Origin of the sequence: Loktanella sp. 3ANDIMAR09 (genome assembly GCF_001420005.1) — a bacterium.
GTDB lineage: Bacteria > Pseudomonadota > Alphaproteobacteria > Rhodobacterales > Rhodobacteraceae > Loktanella.
The window spans coordinates 1-18,113 of the sequence record NZ_LJAK01000023.1 but is presented as its reverse complement, the minus strand read 5'-3'; the positions used below and the strand labels follow the sequence as shown (position 1 = coordinate 18,113).

The window sequence follows — 18,113 nt, the reverse complement described above, 5'->3', positions numbered from 1 at the left end:
GGTGTTCCCATGACCGAAATTGTGCCGGTCTCGGTGATCAGCTCATTTCCAAACGTGAGAGTGGAGTATTACCAAGTAATTGACGACATCGAGAACGTCCTCGGTATACAGTGCCGATCCCTAACACTCGCATCGCTCTTCATCCTCGGATGGCATTTTCGATCCCTTGAGAAAATGCCGGATGATCTGTTTACAACCACATCTGGATCAACAGACCTTCTACCATCTCTCAAGGAATTAATACCAGAAATGCCAGACCTAGAGCCCTATCTTGGAGCCTATCGCCCGTTTAAGTAGCCGCTTGGGCGAGGTCTAGGTCAACCTCCCGCAAACGCCCATTGGCTATCTCTACATAATCGCTATTCAGCTCGAAACCGACATGGCCACGGCCTTCGAGTTTCGCCGCGACACACTCGCTGCCGCTACCTACAAACGGTATAAGCACCGTGTCGCCAGGGTTGGAAAAATGCTTAACTAGCCGTCGAGAGATCGAAAGCGGTTTTTGTGTCGGATGGTCTACCTTTTCATCTCTGAACCTACGACCAGCTAGCACCGGAAAATTCCAGACATCGCCTGCCATCCGACCGTCAGGATGTGGTGTCCAGACCTTACCATTCTTAGTAATCTTATGCTTCAATCTATCCTGGCTCTTATATGGCTCTCTAACTTCATGATAAATATAGTCACTCTTGGTTTTCGAGAACCAGAGAAGAGGTTCGTAGCATGCATTCAAAGAACGCTTTCCATAGCCAGCAAATCCATTCTCATAGTGCCAAATGATCTGCCGTCGATAGACATATCCGAGCTCATACATGATGCATTGAATCCAGCACTGATGATGGTGGATGCCATAGACAAAAATATTTCCATGATCAGAAAGCACACGGTGCGCCGATGCTAACCACTCGCGCGACCAATCCTTCCACTCAGCCTTCTTCTCGTCCTCTTTGTATACTCCGAAATCTTTGCTCAAGTTGTACGGTGGGTCGGCGATGATAAGGTTGAACGAGCCTTCATCCAGTGCGTTCATGCCTTCTATACAATCGCCATTTACGATCTTTTCTTCCATCATTTCCCCTTAGCCTTGGCCGAAACGTCTTTCTTCGCAGCTGTTTTCCTGGTCTTTTTAGGTTTCGGCTCAGCCTTCTTTGGTTTCTGAAGGATCAAGATGTATTGGTTGTGGATATTGGGGACGTAAGAATACGGGTATCCATACGGGAACACTTTCTTGTGTCGCTGATAGAGCACTTTGAGCCCCCGCATCTCCAGCCCGACTTTTTCAAGAGAACGAGCAAGATCAGCATGGAACATTATGTAGCGAGATTTATCTCTGAAGTCGCTGACAATGATTGCCATGTACTTTCCAGATCTCAGAGTTCTGGCGCATTCCCCGAAGAGACGTGTGAGCTCCTCTAGAAACTCTTCATAATCTTCGATCATCGCCAAATCTCGGGGATCGTCCCCGTAGTCTTTCGACAACCCGTTGGCTAGTCTTTCTTGGCGAACCTTATGATCTTCTTTCTTCAGGATCGACCAATACGGTGGAGATGTGACAACAAAATCTACACTTTCATCCGCGATGGTCGGAAGAACGTCTCGGGCATCTCCTTCAAGAATCCGCTGATCCTCTACCGTTGAAAGCATATCCCCGATTTCAGTGTCCAACCGCTCACGAGAAAGCTCCGCGAACTGCGGGTTCAGCTCAATCCCTATACCTTTTCGGCGATCAACTGCACACGCCTTCAGTGTCGAGCCAACTCCCACAAAAGGGTCAAGGACAGTCTGACCGCTCTTAGTAAAGTAGCGGATCAAGCGGCCTACATCTGTAAAAGAAAATGGTGCGGGGTGTTGGCGTTCAATCTTGGCATCAGGGTGCCCTGCCCCTAAGCCTCTTTGGTTCCATACTGAAATTGTCTCTACAATCCACTCTTTCGCAGTCAGCTCATTAAGTTTGTTTCGGGGATCGACTTTAGGCTGATCTTCTTTTGCGAGCTCTGCGTCGAGAGCTTCCATAACATCGTCATGCGCAGTGTTTGTAGTTTTCATTATTGTCCTTTCTGCGCTTCACGAAGTGGGAGAAGCGACGGGTTTTTGTTTTCCTGGTAAGCGGCGAGAAACTCTGAAATCGCCTGGCGACCTACCCAAGCGAGCGACACACGATGTGCCTCTGCGATTTTCTGCAAATCGTCGAACTCTTGATCGGTAAGACCGATGGATATGCGGTGATTTTTGCTCATTTTGAACTCTGCCTCACTATGCAGCATTTTGCTGCACTTTGATTCATGTTCATGTCATGTTCTTCCCCATAGGTCAAACTTTCTTAGATAGTTTTACCCTAGCGACCATGACCATGTTCTTGGCTTTGATCGCTAAGGGGTCGAAGAGCCCGGCAGTGAGAAGCGAAATGAATACAACGCGCCAAGACTGTTGCACTATTTGAGTGAGACTGAGTTACTATCGGGCTTTGAGATAGCTTTCCCACATCTGTTCAACGAGTTGTCCTTGCGTGATGCCAAGCCTCTCCGCTTCAACGGCTATAGCCTCTCCTACTTCGGGAAACACTTTAGGGTGAAGTTGCCAAGTTCGTGGGCTGGGTTTGCGCCCAGGCTTCTTGCGGGGGGTACGGTCTAGGAACCCCCTCGCCTCTCCAACCTCATCAACGCGCCGGACATCCTCAACGGTCGTCCCTTTCGGACGGGCTGTCAGCCCCGCAAGCCTATTTGAGCCGCTCATAAACCGCCTCCGTGAATGCCTGAGCGTTTGCCAACGCCTTATCTACCTTGCCACCCGTAACCATCTCCGGGTCGTTCATCATCGCTGTCAGATCGCCCCCATAAGCGAACAGTTCCGAGAACGCAGCGCGCGCGACTAGGGACGGCTCGATCACGTCGATCCCGGCCCCACTGAGCTGTTCTTCCAACTCCTTCTGGACGCGGCTTTTGACGGCTGCGCTGGTCTTGGTCAGCACCACAGCATGCCGGATTGACCGCCCAAGCGCTTCTTCCTCTTCGCGAACCAACGCCAACGCTTCGGAGCCGATCTCCGCGTCCAGCGCTGTCGGCTGCATCGGGACAATCACCAAATCCGCTTGGGAGATGGCGCGACTGACGAGCTGTGAGGCAACCCCTTCGAGGTCCACAATGACGATCTTGCCGTCACCATCCGCGCTCCGGATGGTCGGAACGATCTCTGACCGACCAACATCGCTCTTCAAGGTCACACCGGAAGGCGCGCCATGAGATGCCCACCGGGTAAGAGACTTGTTCGGGTCACAGTCAAGCACCGTGACATCCGCGCCCATGCGGGCGAACTCAGACGCCAGAAGAACGGCGCATGTCGATTTTCCAACCCCACCTTTGGGGCTTGCCATAACGATGACGGGCATTGCTCGATCCTGCCATTTAGTTGTTACCGGTTTTATATCTCATACCAGAAATAAATCCAACACCGGAATTAAATCCATTACCGGTTTTATTTCTATAACCGGTTTTTAATCTCAGGGCCTGCCTCGCTTCTCAAACCACTTTCGGCAGAACCCAATGAAAGCGCGGTCAGCGTTGCGGGGCGGCTCAACACACCAGTCACGCCACTCTCGTTCCAGGAAACGAACGTCCCAACCGGGCGCTGCATTGCGCGCTTCTTCGTAGGTATCGGACTGCAGCGGTGGAATACTGCCTTCAACAAGCTGGGCAGGGGCCATCGTGCCGCGATTAGTGAACACCACCATGTCAGCTTCATCTTCAAAGGTAACATGGTAATCTGGCAAATGGTCATGCTCTGCGAGTTGCCGGATCATCTGCCGAAAGCGCTTCTGTGGGCTTTGCGACCCGGTCTTAAGCAGCAACTTGGCCAGCGTGATACGCCAGGTTTTCTGCTGCCCGCAATGCTTCCGGGCGATTTCGTACACCCGTCTTTCAATGGGCTTGCGCAGGCGGAAGTAGTCCCGGTGGAGAGTCAGTACCTCTTCGTTCCGGATTGCGTTGAAAACCCAGTCTGACAGCTTCACTTCACACCATAAGAGACGCCCGTCCAAACCGTGCTTTCGGCGGATCGAAGAAGCGTCGATCAGGCCAAATCCATCGACTTGCTCTTCATCGCCAGTGACAATGTTTGTCCTGATCCGCGTACCTTCAAGGCGATCAAGGGCATCGAGCAGGGACTGGTATTCCCGGCCACTTGTACCCCGGTTTGTGAAAATCAGCAGCTCTCTGGAGTTAATCCGGACACGGGGCGAAACGGCTTCGCCCTCCTTCAGCTTCGCCATGATTTGGCTGATACAGTAGATCAGAATGTCCTTGTCGTAGATCGTCGCCAAGCCCTTCACACTCGGCGTAATCTGCAGCCACTTATCGCCATTCTCATAGCGCTTGATCGTCGTCTCAGGTTTCTTTGAGAGGGAATAAAACGGATGCTCCATGTGTTGCATGACGTCCTTCAGGACGGCGTCAGCCACATCACAGATGAACAGATCATGTTGCGGATGGCGATCCGGCAGCAGCGGGGCGAGAGTATTCGTGTTATCAGTTACCATGAGTCGACATTCGTGGTTTTAGTTACCGCAGTCAAGATTCGTGTTATCAGTTACCGAAAGCAGGATTTTAGTTACCGAGATTCGTGTTATTAGTTACCGGCTATCAAGAAATTCTATTATTTTTCAAAACTCTAAGCCTATTTTGAAGCATCGTAACACAGATTCTAACACATATATAACACCCAGCTTCTCAGGCTGAACCGATCACTACCAGCGCATCACCGCTCACCGTTGGTAGAACACACAAGCATCGACACCCGTGGTCGTCGTGGTCCAAGACGCTCCTAGGACAGCGCACATGGAAGCGTTGCTGGCTAAGAAACGAGGAAGCGTCACCGTCAGGACAAGAGCCAGAACGACAGCACCCAGACCTACCCATGGAAGACGGCTTTTGAAGCGATCCAGCTTTTGTTCCCGTTCCCAAAGCTGGCGCATGGTGTCCGACTTTGCCTGTTCGGTTTTCCTGAGAACTTCCTGGGTATGGTTGGAGGCCCGGAGCAGATCACCGGCCATCTGACTAACACGGGTCAGGGTGTCGCCGATCCTGCCATCGATGGTTGCGCCGACAATCTCACCGTAGTGTTCCGGGTCGGTTTGCTTTTGCGCTGCGAAGGCGGCAGAGCGGGCTTTCGTCGCCGTCTTGTTCACACGGTCGAGCACACGGGTCTGATCGTCCACCCGATCCGAGATGCTGGCGACAGCCGTGGCGAGAAGATCAAGCGTCTCGCGCAGATCATCGTCCGAGAGCGGGGCAGGGGAGGCAGGTGTATCAGACATGGCGAATTGCTTTCAGGTTATCGGGCGTCTGGCGTGAACAGCCCAGCAAATTCAGGATCGGCGTAGTAACGCAGCTTTTGCGCGACGGCGGTGGCCTGCCCCTGGACGCGCAGGAGCTGGCGATCCGGGGGAAGCTGCATGATTTCATCGGGGGTCAGCAGATCGCGGCCCGTGAGGTTATTTGAGAAGCTGGGGCCATCGCCTGGCTTGAAGCTGTCGGTCTGGAACCCAGCGGTTTCCTGTCCGATCATCTGGCTCAGCCACTTGGCCGTCTCGAAATCATTCACCCCGAAGACCTGTTGCACCCCGGCATTGGCGATGAAGGTGCCTGCACGTTCGCCATAGAGGTCCTTGAGCTGGCTCATGTCCTGCAGGATCGGCCAGAGCTGAAGCCCGTAGCCTGCCATAAGCCCCATGGCGCGCTCTACGGCCTCAAGACGGCCAAGAGCGGCGAATTCATCGAGGAGGAAGAGGGTGGGGGACGAAAGCCTCTGAGATGCGCTCTGAGCGCCTGTGGTGGCCGTCAGGGCCTCAGCGTCCCGTGCAATGTCCTGGAGAGCCTGAGAGACCAGAAGGCGCAGCCAGCGGCTGTAGGCGTCCATCCGGTTCGGTGGCAGCACGAGGAAGACGGAGGTGATCCGGTGGCGCAGATCGGAGAAGGCGAAGTCCGAGCGCGCCAGACACTTCGCGATCCGTGGACTGTCCAGGAAGTGCGTATGGCGTTGCGCGTTTGACAGAACCGAGGCGGCTTCCCGATCCGCCTTGCCAAGGAAGCGGTTGGCTGCGCGGGCGATCAACCCGCCCGCCTCGTCGCTTTCCTGCATCAGCTCCAACAGCGCCCGGAGTTTTTCCGGGGGCAGGGTGAGATATTCCCGGACGGTGGCGAGCGACCGGCGGTCGCGATCTTCGTGGCAGACGCAGAACATGATCAGCCCGCCGAGGATGGCTTTGGCCTCCTCGTTCCAATGCGCCTCCGTCACCTGACCCGGCGGGTCCATGACCAGCGCCTCTGTCAGGGAGGCGGCATCCTCGCCCAGATCGAGGCTGCCCGGGGTCAACCGGTCGAGAGGGTTGTAGGCCGCAGAGGGATGGCCGCTGACCTCAAAGGGATCGAGGACGTGGACCGTTCCGAACCGCCGCCGGGCTTCCCTGGCAATCCGGGCGTTCTCGCCCTTGGGGTCGATCACCAGAACCGAGTGCTCCGCCGCCAGCAGGTTCGGGATCACGGTGCCGACGCCTTTCCCGGCCCGTGTCGGGGCGAGGGTGATCAGATGGGCCGGGCCGTCATAGCGCAAGAGCCGCCCTGTGTGCGGGTTGCGCCCGATCAAAAGACCGGCATCTTCATGTCCTTTGCCCCGCTCCAGCTTCTTCAGTTCTTTCCGGTTCGCAAACCGCGCCGAGCCATGACTGTCACCGGTCAGTCCGAAATAGGCATCAGCCCCGGAGGCCATGCGCCAGTACTGGAACCCGAAGACAGCACCCACGAACATGAAGGGACCAAAGACCAGCCATTGCCAGGCACTTTCGCCGGGCGTCTGATCAAAGAAGGCGAAGATGAACGGCGTGGCCACCAGTGAGCCGAGCATCGCCCCAAAGGCCATCGCTCCGATCAACCAGCCCAACAGGATGGGCGTGAAGATCAACCGGCCGAAGAAGCGGAACAGACCCCCGAAGACGAGCATCAGGCTCCGCATCAGGTTGCACCGTCATCGCTTGGGGCAGGGGAGGGGGCATCCCATTCCGCGAAGGCTTTGCGGTCCTGTTCACGGGACAGGTTGCGGATCAGCCGGTCGAGCATGGCGGCAGCGCTGGAATCCCGTTCCGCCAGGTCCATGAGCGCCCCGCCCAGGATCACTTTGCGGCGTGTATCCAGCTTGCGCTGTCTGGTGGCTTCCCGGTTCTTCAGGGCCTGCAGACGGGCCTTGGCCTGGGCATAGCGTTTCTCGGCGCGTTCAAGCTCAGTCTCGGTCAATTCGGGAATCCACTTCAAAGAAGGCAGGTGTAAAGGTTAGGCTTGCCACAACCAGCGATAGCGCTTACCCGTAGGCCTGTAAAGGACAAGGGCGCACTTATGCAAACTCTCCACCTGTGGTTCCGAGATTTGCGTGCGATCTCCTTGAGGCGGGGCCTCAGCCGATGGCGAACTCCGTCCGACGCAATGCGCGCCGGAATGGGAGGTGCCTTCGCCCTCCCAAACCCTCCAGAACCAACCTCGGCGGTTGGATCGCGTCCCGCAAGGTCGCGCCAGCGTCTCGCCTACCTGCCCACCGCGGGGGCCGGGCTGCCGCTGGCGTCTCCCTTGCGGGAGGTTCGTGTCGTCGGACCTGACGGTGCCGACACGAACCGGGTTTGCTCCCGGCAAACCGCCAGTGAACTGTCCCCATATCCCGCCCCCCACGAGGCTGGGGATCTGGGGGCAGATCACTGGCAAGCCCGCGCCTCAGAGGTGCGATGCACCCCTTCGTTCGGGCCGTCTTTTCCACTCGTATCGCGCCGGGGCGGGGCGCGATCCATCGGGGAAAAGACGGTTGCGCACCACCTCGACGGCTCCGGAACACGATGTTCCGAAGCCCCCGGCTTGCGCCCAACAGGGAGGTTGAAGACTGCCCCGTTCACGAGAGACACAGGACAGGCTTCAACCTCATCATGCACCACCATCTTGGCTCTTGTCACGAGCCAAGAGCCAGACGGAACGCCGGTGCCTGGCGCGATGCGGCCAACGCGTTTCCGTCTCAATGGAGGGGTGCGCTGATGGCGAGCTACCACCTCTCTGTGAAGACGATCAAACGCAGCGCCGGGCGCTCTGCCACGGCGGCAGCGGCCTACCGTGTCGGGGAGCGCATCGAGTGCCAGCGTGAAGGCCGCGTCCACGATTACACCCGCAAGCAGGGCATCGAGGAGACCTTCATCCTGACCCCGAAGGACGCGCCGGATTGGGCCAGGGATCGCTCGCGCCTCTGGAACGAGGTTGAGGCCAGCGAGACTCGCCGCAACTCCGTCACCGCCCGCGAATGGGAGCTGGCCCTGCCCTCCGAGATCAGCGCCGAGGACCGGTCCCAGATCACCCGCGACTTCGCCCAGGAGCTGGTCAGCCGCTACGGTGTGGCCGTCGATGTGGCGATCCATGCGCCGCACCACGAGGGCGATCAGCGCAACCATCACGCCCATGTCCTGACTTCCACCCGCAAGCTGGAAGCCGACGGCTTCACCACCAAAACCCGTGTGCTCGATTCCGCCAAGACCGGTGGCGTCGAGATCGAGCAGATGCGCGGCCTTTGGGCCGAGTTGCAGAACCGCGCTTTGGAGCGGGCAGGGGAGGTGGAGCGGGTCGATCATCGGTCGCTTGAGGCGCAGCGCGAGGCGGCGCTGGAGCGAGGTGATCAACTCTCCGCTGAGGAGCTGGACCGCGATCCAGAGCTGAAGCTCGGGCCAGCCGCCAACTCCATGGAACGCCGGGCCAAGGCGATGGCCGAGCGCCAGGGCCGGGAATACAAACCCGTCACCGAACGTGGCGCTGTCGTCCATGCCGCTCGCCAGGCCCGTGCCGCGTTCCGCGAAATGCGCGCGCGGTTGGAACTGGCGCGTGAGACCTACGGCATCGAGCGCGAGGCCGGGCAGGGCCGCGTCTCTGCCGGTCTGGCAGCACTCAGGGCTGCAACCGCGAAAGATCGCGACCGAAACCCTGAAGACTTCCGAGAGCGTCTGGCGCGTGTCGTGGGCCAGTCACGGGACCAGGACGACACGCCGAAGCCGGAAGGCCGCAATTATGCGCGGGAGCGGCTGAAAGAGATCATGGAGAAAGACGCCGGGCGCGATGGCCAGGCGGTGGTTCACAAGCTGGACGGTCACAGCGAGTATGACATGCGCGAACACACAGGGCGCGAGGCGCGCAAGCCGTCCGTCAACGAGCGCCTGAAAGACGTGCTGAACAAACCGCGTGAGAAGCTGGAGATTGAGGACGAGCGCGACCAGGAGAAGGATCAGGAGGTCGAGAAGGATCGGGACATCGACCGCGATCCGGGCCTCAGTCACTGACGAGGCGATGCGAGGTCGTTTCCCCGTTCTTCATAGGAATGCTCGCCTGTGCGAACCCAATACCGACAAGGAACGAAATAACGCCAGTTGCCGTCTTGAACTCGCGCACTCTGATTGCGTTCTGCGTCACGCGCGTCCTGGCTGTGACAAGGATTTTCTCCTGTCCATCGTTTCCGACCGTCCGCATGATCCATAGACCATACCAGCTTGGTCCTTTGCGTTCAGGATCGGCTTTACACAGCACTTCGACCGTATGCCCCTCCTCGGCAAGCGCCCGAAGGCCTTGTTCGGTAGTCACGTTGAGTTCGAGTTCAGTCGTTTGGTTCATCGCATAAACTGAGAAAGGAGAGAATGTCTCAGTGTGGCGGAATTCAGCAATGCGTTCAATAGTATATTATTGGAGAGGCATGCATTTTCAGATCAGTTGGCTTCGGGCATGTTTGCCCATGATAGCCGGAGACTGTTGCCCGCCCTTTTTGGCAAGTTGGCCCGCTTTACGAGGCGTCCCGAAACTTCAAAGTCATCGTCAATTTTTACGACGAGCAGTTTGCTGAAATGCCTGTCGAGACGCACGCTGGTCTTTTCTTTGCTGTTGATCGGCGAGATTGTTTTGATTTCAACGAAGTCGTTTCCCAATCTACCATCGGAGCCTTGGGCATGGTTTTTGTGAAGTTTGATTCCATACATGATCGCACCGAAAAGTTCACCAATGTCGCCGTAGACGTTGAGGTGCTGTCCAGTGTCACAGAAATAGGCCTCTGCAAGCGTCAGCAGGTCCTGAAAGTACGGAACCAAAGTTGGATCAGCGTTCGGGTACTTAAGGCGTAGTTCAGCCTCGCGCTCAAGTTCAGCGAGACGGCTGTAATTGGTTTCTTCTGGGTCGATAATGCTATCCCAACCAAGCCATTCGCCATCAATCCAAAATGCGTTGTCTGGCCCTAGTACGTCGGCTGTCATTTGAAACTCCTGTCCCAGAACAATACCCTAAGACTTTGAAAAGATTATGACCGCCCTTCGCTTCGGTTCACGCCTGTAAAGCTGATAGAATTCAGTGATCCCGGCTGGGTGCCGGTCTCGCTCTGAGTGGTAGCCAGGGCAGGGGATCGACGGACTAGCGTCCGCTCACCCCAACCCTGACAGCTTCCATATCCTGTTGATCCGCCTGCCATCCCGGCAGGTCCGAGAAAACCGGCAAGCGCCGCCTGCGGCGTCGGTTCCGGTCGAGAATTCCGGTTCCTCCCACGCGCATGCGCGCGGTTCCCTCCCAAATTCACGCCCTCCACCCGGTTGTCACGTCCCCGCCAGGCCGCAGGACGGGCTTTGCCCTTACCTGCTCTGCCGTCCGGAATGCATGGGCATTCCAGACAACAGAGAAGGAAGGCCCGCCCATCGGCGGAAAGGGGAAGAGACCCGGCCCGCGTCACTCGAAGGAGGGTCACAAATGACCGCAGAGAAGTTTGACGTTTACACCCATGTCACCAATCAGATCATCGCGCAGATCGAGGCGGGAACACCGCCTTGGCGCAAGCCGTGGACCGGGGGCGGGGCATCGGTCAGCTTACCGGAACGGTTCAACGGTGAAGCCTATCGGGGCATCAACATCCTGATGCTTTGGGCGACGGCGATGGCCAAGGATTACAGCTCCGCCCGTTGGATGACGTTCAATCAGGCCAAGCAGCTTGGGGGCCATGTCCGCAAGGGCGAGAAATCCGCCACGGTCGTAAAATACGGCACGGTCGAGCGCGAGGACGAGAACGGCGAAGAACGCCAGATCCCCTATGCCAAGGCCTACCGTGTGTTCAATGCCGATCAGATCGACGGCTTGCCCGCTGAATTCTACATCCTGCCAGACCCGCCCCGCGATCTTGGCACCGTGGCCGACCCTGAGCTGGAGGCGTTCTTTGCGGCGACCGGCGCGCAGATCGACGTGACCGAGGAGCCGCGCGCCTATTACAACATCAAGACCGACCGAATCCACATGCCGCCGATTGGCACGTTTCATCGGGCCGCAGGGTATTACGGCACCTTGGCGCATGAGCTGACCCACTGGACAGGGGCGACAAAGCGACTGGACCGTTTAGGCCGGTTCAATGACCGCAAGGCCTACGCGTTCGAGGAACTGGTCGCGGAGATTGGCAACTGCATGCTTTGCGCGCAGATCGGGGTAGAGCCTGAATTCGACCAGAGCGCGGCCTATGTCGAAGGATGGCTGGAAGCGATGAAGGAAGACAGCCGCGCGATCTTCCGTGCCGGGTCCGAGGCGCAGAAAGCCGTGGATTACATCATGGAGCGCACCGCGCAGGCCGACCGGATGGCCGCCGAGTAACAGCCCGCACCGCAGAAATGATCGAGGCCCCCGTCGATAGGCGGGGGCCTTTTGCGTTCTGGTGTGATCCGGGTGGTGGGTGGTTTCAGGGTGACCTGTCGGTGGGCAACCTGAAGGCCACCCGCCGACAGGCCCGGCGCTTCGCGCGGACGGGCATGAAATGCCCGCAAGCAAGCCAGACAGGGCATCTTCAACTACATCAAAAAATTCTACATTCTGGAGCGCAAACATGTCAGAAGTGGGATGCTCTCATGCATCGACTTCGAGGAGTAAATCATGACCGATCTTACCGCCCGAACAGACGACTGGTCCTTTCAGATTGTTGCGGAAGGTTCCAAGCGATTTTTCGTCAGAGTAACAAGTCCTATGGGCAGTAAGTCATCTATGGTTTTCTCGGACTTTATCTTGAACCCAGATGATAATGCACGAGCGATAGAGGCTTTCCGCCTACTCAACGAGCGGGGCTTTGTAATCAGCCCACCTATGAAGTTAGTGTTTCAAGACATTCATCCGTCCTACTCGGATGAAAGCGACCGCGCCGAGCTGATTAGGCGGCATGATCAAATTGTGGGTGTGGTAAAAGAATATGCAGTGCAGGCAGGACTAACTGTCGAGAACACCTTCCTCAACCCGGCTGGCAGTAAATTTGAAACAGTGGCTCAGATAGAATAAGAGATGGTACGAAGTCTTGGCGCAAATACTAGGATACTAACTAAAGTGAAAAACGCGCATTGCTGTGCGTATGTAAAAACTCTCGCGTTTCAAAATATGCCAAGTCTTCCATTTCGGCCATAATCCGCATCTCTGCCTGAACACTTTCATTTTGTAGGGCTTTCTTATAGTCCCGAAGAAGCTTTGCCGAATACGATGCGTAAACACGATTTCTAGTAAGGTCTTCTGTCAGCCCCATGCCATCGCGATATGCTTGTAGGCCAACGATAGCCACCGCTAGGATGCTCGCAAGAAAAACTGCATTCTCTACGGTGCTATCCGAGCTAAAAAACTGCGCAGCCACGGCTAAACACTGAAGAGCAATGATCCCCACAGTAGCAATAAATTCTAAACTAGATACAGTATGTTCTTGGTCTGCGAGAGACCCAAATATTGGGAAAGGCGAAGCCCGCCGTCCAGCCTGCTCTGTGGCGTAGCCGATTTGCCAACTAAAGCGAAATTCCACCCAAAACTTTCGGAATTCGTCTAGCTTATCTGGATCGAGTTCTGCTTCTTCGCAATCTACTTTTCTGGCCAAGAGCGCCGCTTCTTCCAGGTTTGTATCCCCTTTAACGATCTGCACGTAGACTGGCGCACAAATTTTCTTAAGTACGCTTGCAAGAGCTGACTTTCGAGAGCCGATGACAGTTTGTTGCGACACACTTCCTTGAGAGCATGCCTCACACATATGCTCCAACAAAAATTGAAAATAAAGATGTCTCAAACGCTCTCCTGCTAAACGATGATAAAGCCAAGCATCGCGTCGTCTTCCAAACAAAATCCCTTTGCCAAGAAAAACCGATAGAACGAGAAATAAAAGTGACACAGTTGCTAAGAGCGGTCTCAGCCAATCAGGTCTAGAGGCCCATTCGGTCATGATCGGCGCAGCAGCGGTTATTGTCGTTGATAGTGATAGCACCATGAACACAATGGCGTAGAAACTATTGCGTCTCGAAGATGACTTTTTTTCTAGAGCTTCATTTTCGTGGTTTTTGAATGCTGTAGTAAGCTCCGGCCAGATGAAAATTTCGGCCATTTTGGGAAACTGCTCTCTGAGGTAGTCCTCGTCGCCCGGATTCAGGCCAATGTCCGAATTTGGTTTGGATGACATGGAAGAGTACTCTAGTCTGTATGTTAAGTTGGTCTCTTTGATGACACCCTAGCCGAGTAAGGTCTGATTATGCGAGAACCTTTTGATATCTTCATCGGTGGACCGATGGGCGGCACACAACAGGACGCTCATGGTCTTCCTTTTGCAGACCATATCCAGCGACTCAAGGCAGCTGTAGAGCGGGCGGCAAACGAAATTGTCCAACAAAATGGGGCCCCTAACATCAAAATCTATACACCAGAGCTTGATGATAGCGGAATGATCACCAGCCGAGTGTTCGGTATCCTCGACACCGCGGAGCTGGGGATCATGGATGTTTCGGCGGGTAGTCCAAGTGTTATGTACGAGCTGGCGATGTTGCATGCCCTCGGCATTCCAACAATCCCGGTTGTTATGACGGATAAGGACGGTAACCCGCAGTCATCATTCTACCTTCAAGGCACGTACCAAGCTGTAGTCGAGAGCTTTGAGGAAGAAGTACTTTTTGCGAAATTATTGCCGATGATCAAAACAGTAATTTTCGGAGATGATGCTGGCATGAATCCTGCGGCTAACCCAATGAGCGAGTACTACGGGCTGCCGCTTGTCGAGGCATCAGCATCGACCGGCTTGGCGACTGGCTACTTCCACAACTTCATGCGGCATATACTCAAGGCCAATGGTGGTGTGTTTGATTTCATCGAGGACGAAGTTTCCAAGATGGTTGTTATTAGACCTCGCGATCTGGAAGAGGCCGAGGGCTTGTCTCAGCTTGTTCAACGGAAGCTCAAGAGCTTTGATATCGACGTAGAGCTAATTGGCGAACGCGATGGGAAGGTTTATCAAGATCGGGAGCAGGCTCGTGGAAAGATGCTTGTTTTTCGGGCTGGGGGGTATCTCTTCGATACCCCTGCCCCGCTAGCCGCACAGAATAAGTCGCCCCGGATGAAACGTATCCGGCTTATGGCTGAGCGTGCCAAGACTGACGCAGCCAATGCAGCGGTACAGAAATTTGAACAACGTATGATTGACGATTTTATGGCAACGCTTGCCCGTTTGCCTCAGGACTACCCAGGGAGCCTTTCGCGGCGGCTTGATGTTGCAACTATCAAAGACTTCATACGAATGGTCCTTGTATCTCTCGGACGTGAAATACCGGATGACTTTGATACACGTTTCGAAGTTCCGGATTAGTGTGATGTGACTGCACGGCGGTAGTTGTGAGCGGTCAAAAACGGTCGTTTTTGTCCGCATCCCCTACCCTGCCCACGATCAATCGCTTGGCTAGGACAAAAACCCCCGGCAAAACCTTTGCGGTTTTGGCAGGTTTTTGTCACAGTAGAGCATGATCATCGGATATGCCCGCGTCAGCACTGACGGCCAGAGCCTGGATTCACAGGCGGATGCCCTTTCGGCAGCCGGTGCCGAGAAGGTCTTCGCTGACAAGATCAGCGGATCGAGGCGCGCCCGACCGGAACTGGACCGAATGCTGGAGCAGCTCCGCGACGGCGACGTTGTGACGGTCACGAAGTATGACCGCCTGGCGCGGTCTCTGAAGGACCTTTTGGAGATCGTAGAGGCGATCCGGGAACGCGGTGCCGGCTTCCGATCCCTGGCCGAGGACATCGATACGACGACGCCGGCAGGACGTCTGGTGTTTCATGTATTTGCTTCCATCGCTCAGTTCGAGCGTGAGCGGATTTCAGAGAGGACCAGAGAAGGCTTGGCTTTCGCACGTAGGCGGGGGCGGGTCGGTGGTCGCCCCCCCGCTCTCACAGCTGACCAGAAAGCCGAAGTGCGCCGAATGCGCGACGATGAACAACGCCGCGTTTCCGAGATCGCGCGGCTGTTCAAGGTCAGCGAGAGAACCGTGCGGCGAGTCTAAGCAGCCACCTAAAAGATACTCAAAGTCCGTGGACTCATTGACGTCAGATCAGGCAATTTTGCTTGATGGACGATCAAAAATTTACACCGCAATTACAGAAGCTTGGGTCCAAGATCAGAGAGCTACGGAGCGCTAGGGGCTTTTCTCAAGAAAGCTTCGCAGACGCCTGCGGCCTTGATCGAACTTACGTAGGCGGCGTCGAGCGCGGTGAGCGCAATTTAGGCTTCAAGAACCTTCTGCGAATTTCCGAAGCGCTTAATGTAGAGCCGTCCGAGCTACTGGCCAATATTTCGGCAAAAAACGGGGGCAAGTGAGATGCTCCGCTTCCCCAACCCTGGCTCCACCCTCTCAAACTTCGTGGCAGTCTATGCCGCTGCTTTCAACCGTTTCCGAGGTCAGGTCGTTGATTTAGACAACATTGTACAAGCTACCGTCGAGGCTAACCTGGCCACATCATCGGGACATATGGGCGGTGAGGCAATCGCTCGATCGACACGCCAAGATCGCAGCCGCGACCCGCTCTACAACCAGCTAAAGATGTATGCGGAACTCTTCCGCTCATTGGGGTGGCTTAGGTCAACAGAAGCATCGGCGCTGAACTACACATTCACACTTCTTGGTGAACAAGTCGTCGCTGCTGGTCGCCAATGGCAACCCCTGCTTGAAGAGACTGTTCTCGGGATTGCCTACCCGAGTCACGTCCTTGACCTCCGCGGCGAGCACTACATCCGACCATTCGCCACGATCCTGAAGATCATGCTTACTTGCAACGACGGCCTCTCAAGAGACGAAATGATTGTGGCGCCACTTAGCGCTTCAACTGATCGCTCTCCAGAGGCCCTTGCCGCTCTCGCAGCAAAGGTTAATGCCCTGCGCGAAACTCCTGATCACATAAAATCCGCTCTCGAAGAACTCAAAGAAGAGCGCGGAATCCAGATCAACACCTTGCGCAACTACACCAGGTGGCCGCTCGCTGTTCTCCGCGATCTTGGCTGGACAGAAAAAGACAAAGAGCCCTACCGAAGCAGAAAAAAGACGTTCGAAATTCATCGCTTAACCCATCATGGGAAAGCCCGTGCATTAAGTCTTTTGGATGCCGTTGATCTTAGAACAGACCAAGTTGACAGTCTCAACTTCGATCAGAAACGGGCGCTTTCCCGCCAGGCACATTTCTCCATGATGGAACGCTCTGGCTTTGATCTGGCATCTGTAGAAGCCGAATTGCGCGCAGATCGAGAGCTCGTGCATAGCGCCTTGAATGCGCTTCAGGTTCCCATCGAAAAACCAATATTGTTCTCCCCCTTCCAGTCGCTATCTGTCGCAGACTCATCCTTAATCTTTCCGACCCCTGATGCTTCGCCTGCGGAACGGCACGCTCAAGAAAAGTTGGACGGTATCGAAGTTGGTCGTGGCTCAAGAGAGCACTTGTTCGTTGCCCCGAAATATGTCGAAACCCAAACCGACGACGCAGATGAGGATCTTGTGGGGTTGCGCTGCGAACTTGAAGAGCTTGTGCAGTCCACACCCACCCTAGACGCCGCAGCGACCGCGTTCGCAGAATCTCGCCGTCAAAACACTCAAACGCTGTTCTACCCACTGGTTACACAGCTTTTTCGATTGATGGGCTTTCCAAGCGATTACTCTCGTGCAGGCGTCAATTATCAACGCTGGGACGCCTGCGTTTGGCTTCACGATTTAGCGCTCCCCATTGAGATCAAGTCCCCGACTGAAGAACTATTCCTGTCAACAAAGGCAATACGCCAAGCTATTGAAAATAAAGTGATACTATTATCGAGAGGTGGGCTCGAAACCCGTCATGAACTCTCCACTCTTGTCGTTGGTTATCAAATACCAAACGAACGAGGCGACATGTCTATGCTTATCGACGATGTTTATGCCGCATTTGGATTCAAAATCGGGGTTCTCGACCTGAAAACCCTTACTTTTCTTGCTCTCAAAGCAGTTGTTGAAGATGTGTCGGTCGCCGAGGACCAGCTTTCAGAATTGAAAGGATTCCTCAATGTCTGATGTCCTTCGCCACAAGAGAGAACTCGGACGCCAAGGACGGTTGCTATCACCAGGTGGAAAACTGGATTCCATTCACGTTTCACCCAACACCCGATCTGTCTGGCACATGGATGGTGGAAAAGCCGGAAGCGCTACATGTCTAGGATGTCACGATGCACCATGCATCGAGCTCAAGGAACAGAATTTCGACCTTGGCGGCGAACTCAGTGCATTTCCAGGTGATCCTTCCCAAGAAGTTTGCCCAGTAAACGCCATTGACTGGAAAGAAGGTGGTGAAACCGTCGAGATCGACAATGAGCGATGCGTCGGCTGTGGCCTTTGTGCATTGCAATGCCCATATGGTGCTATCACACTCAATGTGGATGGCACAGCTAAGGTCGAAACCGACGATCTCGATCACGTCACCGTTCCGGCCGAAACCGGGGCAACACACTCTCAAGCGAAGAAACAAGGCTCTCTTTCTGCTTCAGGCGGCCACTTCTTAACGAACCTTCCAGAAATTATCGCTACCCTGAATGATACCCAAACGACTCGGCTTGTTAGGAACATCTTCTTATCCTGTGGGGTAGCCGCAAACATAAGAAGAAAGGGCGACACCAATGTGAGAATGGACGGGTTGCTGAGGTTCCGATCCGGCCAAATTGGTGTGGTTGAAATTGAGACCAGCCCCAACGTACTGGAATCACCAAGAGCTTTGCTAGAAGATATAGCCGTTCTTCATAATCGGTTT

The 18,113-nt window shown here is 55.3% G+C and carries 20 protein-coding genes; 9 read left to right on the top strand and 11 right to left on the bottom strand.

The genetic code is table 11. The annotated features are described in order from the left end of the window. Positions 1-297: hypothetical protein (locus tag AN189_RS19530; protein WP_216597767.1), on the top strand; the 297-nt coding region annotated here is incomplete at its 5' end. Here the strand turns inward: AN189_RS19530 and AN189_RS18445 are convergent. From AN189_RS18445 to AN189_RS18410, 8 genes are all read right to left on the bottom strand, one after another. Then, complete coding sequence (locus AN189_RS18445; protein ID WP_056039599.1) at positions 290-1,072, bottom strand: site-specific DNA-methyltransferase; 783 nt, start codon at positions 1,070-1,072, stop codon at positions 290-292. The genes AN189_RS19530 and AN189_RS18445 overlap by 8 nt on opposite strands. Then, complete coding sequence (locus AN189_RS18440) at positions 1,069-2,046, bottom strand: DNA methyltransferase (RefSeq protein WP_216597766.1); 978 nt, start codon at positions 2,044-2,046, stop codon at positions 1,069-1,071. The genes AN189_RS18445 and AN189_RS18440 overlap by 4 nt, the downstream gene beginning before the upstream one ends. Continuing rightward, positions 2,046-2,237: a hypothetical protein gene (locus AN189_RS18435; protein ID WP_216597765.1), complete on the bottom strand. Its 192-nt coding sequence runs from the start codon at positions 2,235-2,237 to the stop codon at positions 2,046-2,048. The genes AN189_RS18440 and AN189_RS18435 overlap by 1 nt, the downstream gene beginning before the upstream one ends. Positions 2,238-2,716: 479 nt before the next feature. Beyond that, a complete protein-coding gene (locus tag AN189_RS18430; RefSeq protein WP_050686606.1) occupies positions 2,717-3,385 on the bottom strand; it encodes a ParA family protein in 669 nt (222 codons plus the stop codon). A gap of 111 nt (positions 3,386-3,496) precedes the next feature. After that, entirely contained in the window at positions 3,497-4,531 is a 1,035-nt protein-coding gene (locus AN189_RS18425) for a replication initiator protein A (protein WP_056039594.1), read from the bottom strand. A gap of 225 nt (positions 4,532-4,756) precedes the next feature. Next, complete coding sequence (locus tag AN189_RS18420) at positions 4,757-5,308, bottom strand: hypothetical protein (RefSeq protein WP_056039592.1); 552 nt, start codon at positions 5,306-5,308, stop codon at positions 4,757-4,759. A 17-nt stretch (positions 5,309-5,325) separates the two neighbouring features. Beyond that, entirely contained in the window at positions 5,326-7,002 is a 1,677-nt protein-coding gene (locus AN189_RS18415; RefSeq protein WP_056039589.1) for a type IV secretory system conjugative DNA transfer family protein, read from the bottom strand. Beyond that, complete coding sequence (locus AN189_RS18410) at positions 7,002-7,280, bottom strand: hypothetical protein (RefSeq protein ID WP_056039586.1); 279 nt, start codon at positions 7,278-7,280, stop codon at positions 7,002-7,004. Before AN189_RS18410 ends, AN189_RS18415 begins: the two co-directional genes overlap by 1 nt. A gap of 779 nt (positions 7,281-8,059) precedes the next feature. Between AN189_RS18410 and mobQ the strand changes: the two genes are divergently transcribed. Further along, on the top strand, positions 8,060-9,343 hold the full coding sequence (mobQ, locus tag AN189_RS18405; RefSeq protein ID WP_056039583.1) for a MobQ family relaxase: 1,284 nt from the start codon (positions 8,060-8,062) through the stop codon (positions 9,341-9,343). On the opposite strand, the gene AN189_RS18400 is transcribed toward mobQ, so the two are convergent. Both AN189_RS18400 and AN189_RS18395 read right to left on the bottom strand, forming a co-directional pair. After that, the gene (locus tag AN189_RS18400; RefSeq protein ID WP_056039580.1) at positions 9,333-9,671 is read right to left on the bottom strand and encodes a hypothetical protein; all 339 of its coding nucleotides are present in this window, start codon (positions 9,669-9,671) and stop codon (positions 9,333-9,335) included. The genes mobQ and AN189_RS18400 overlap by 11 nt on opposite strands. 92 nt (positions 9,672-9,763) lie before the next feature. Continuing rightward, complete coding sequence (locus AN189_RS18395) at positions 9,764-10,300, bottom strand: hypothetical protein (RefSeq protein ID WP_056039577.1); 537 nt, start codon at positions 10,298-10,300, stop codon at positions 9,764-9,766. 484 nt (positions 10,301-10,784) lie between these two features. Here AN189_RS18395 and AN189_RS18390 point away from each other — a divergent pair, with 484 nt between their 5' ends. Together AN189_RS18390 and AN189_RS18385 are read left to right on the top strand one after the other, a co-directional pair. Further along, positions 10,785-11,669, top strand: a complete 885-nt coding sequence (locus tag AN189_RS18390) for an ArdC family protein (protein WP_056039573.1) — start codon at positions 10,785-10,787, stop codon at positions 11,667-11,669. Positions 11,670-11,945: 276 nt separating this feature from the next. After that, positions 11,946-12,341: a hypothetical protein gene (locus AN189_RS18385; RefSeq protein ID WP_157057578.1), complete on the top strand. Its 396-nt coding sequence runs from the start codon at positions 11,946-11,948 to the stop codon at positions 12,339-12,341. 40 nt (positions 12,342-12,381) lie between these two features. Here AN189_RS18385 and AN189_RS19300 read toward each other — a convergent pair whose 3' ends face one another. Beyond that, complete coding sequence (locus AN189_RS19300) at positions 12,382-13,491, bottom strand: hypothetical protein (RefSeq protein ID WP_157057577.1); 1,110 nt, start codon at positions 13,489-13,491, stop codon at positions 12,382-12,384. A gap of 69 nt (positions 13,492-13,560) precedes the next feature. On the opposite strand from AN189_RS19300, the gene AN189_RS18375 reads away from it, so the two are divergent. The 5 genes from AN189_RS18375 to AN189_RS19295 form a co-directional block, all read left to right on the top strand. After that, complete coding sequence (locus tag AN189_RS18375) at positions 13,561-14,664, top strand: STING domain-containing protein (protein ID WP_157057576.1); 1,104 nt, start codon at positions 13,561-13,563, stop codon at positions 14,662-14,664. 151 nt (positions 14,665-14,815) lie between these two features. Then, the gene (locus AN189_RS18370; RefSeq protein WP_056039564.1) at positions 14,816-15,355 is read left to right on the top strand and encodes a recombinase family protein; all 540 of its coding nucleotides are present in this window, start codon (positions 14,816-14,818) and stop codon (positions 15,353-15,355) included. Between the two features lie 65 nt (positions 15,356-15,420). Continuing rightward, positions 15,421-15,669, top strand: coding sequence for a helix-turn-helix domain-containing protein (locus AN189_RS18365; RefSeq protein ID WP_056039561.1), 249 nt, complete (start codon positions 15,421-15,423; stop codon positions 15,667-15,669). 1 nt (position 15,670) lies between these two features. Continuing rightward, the gene (locus tag AN189_RS18360) at positions 15,671-17,383 is read left to right on the top strand and encodes a hypothetical protein (RefSeq protein WP_056039558.1); all 1,713 of its coding nucleotides are present in this window, start codon (positions 15,671-15,673) and stop codon (positions 17,381-17,383) included. Further along, positions 17,376-18,113, top strand: a 738-nt coding sequence (locus AN189_RS19295; protein WP_216597764.1) for a 4Fe-4S dicluster domain-containing protein, incomplete at its 3' end; no start/stop codon positions are given. The genes AN189_RS18360 and AN189_RS19295, both read left to right, overlap by 8 nt.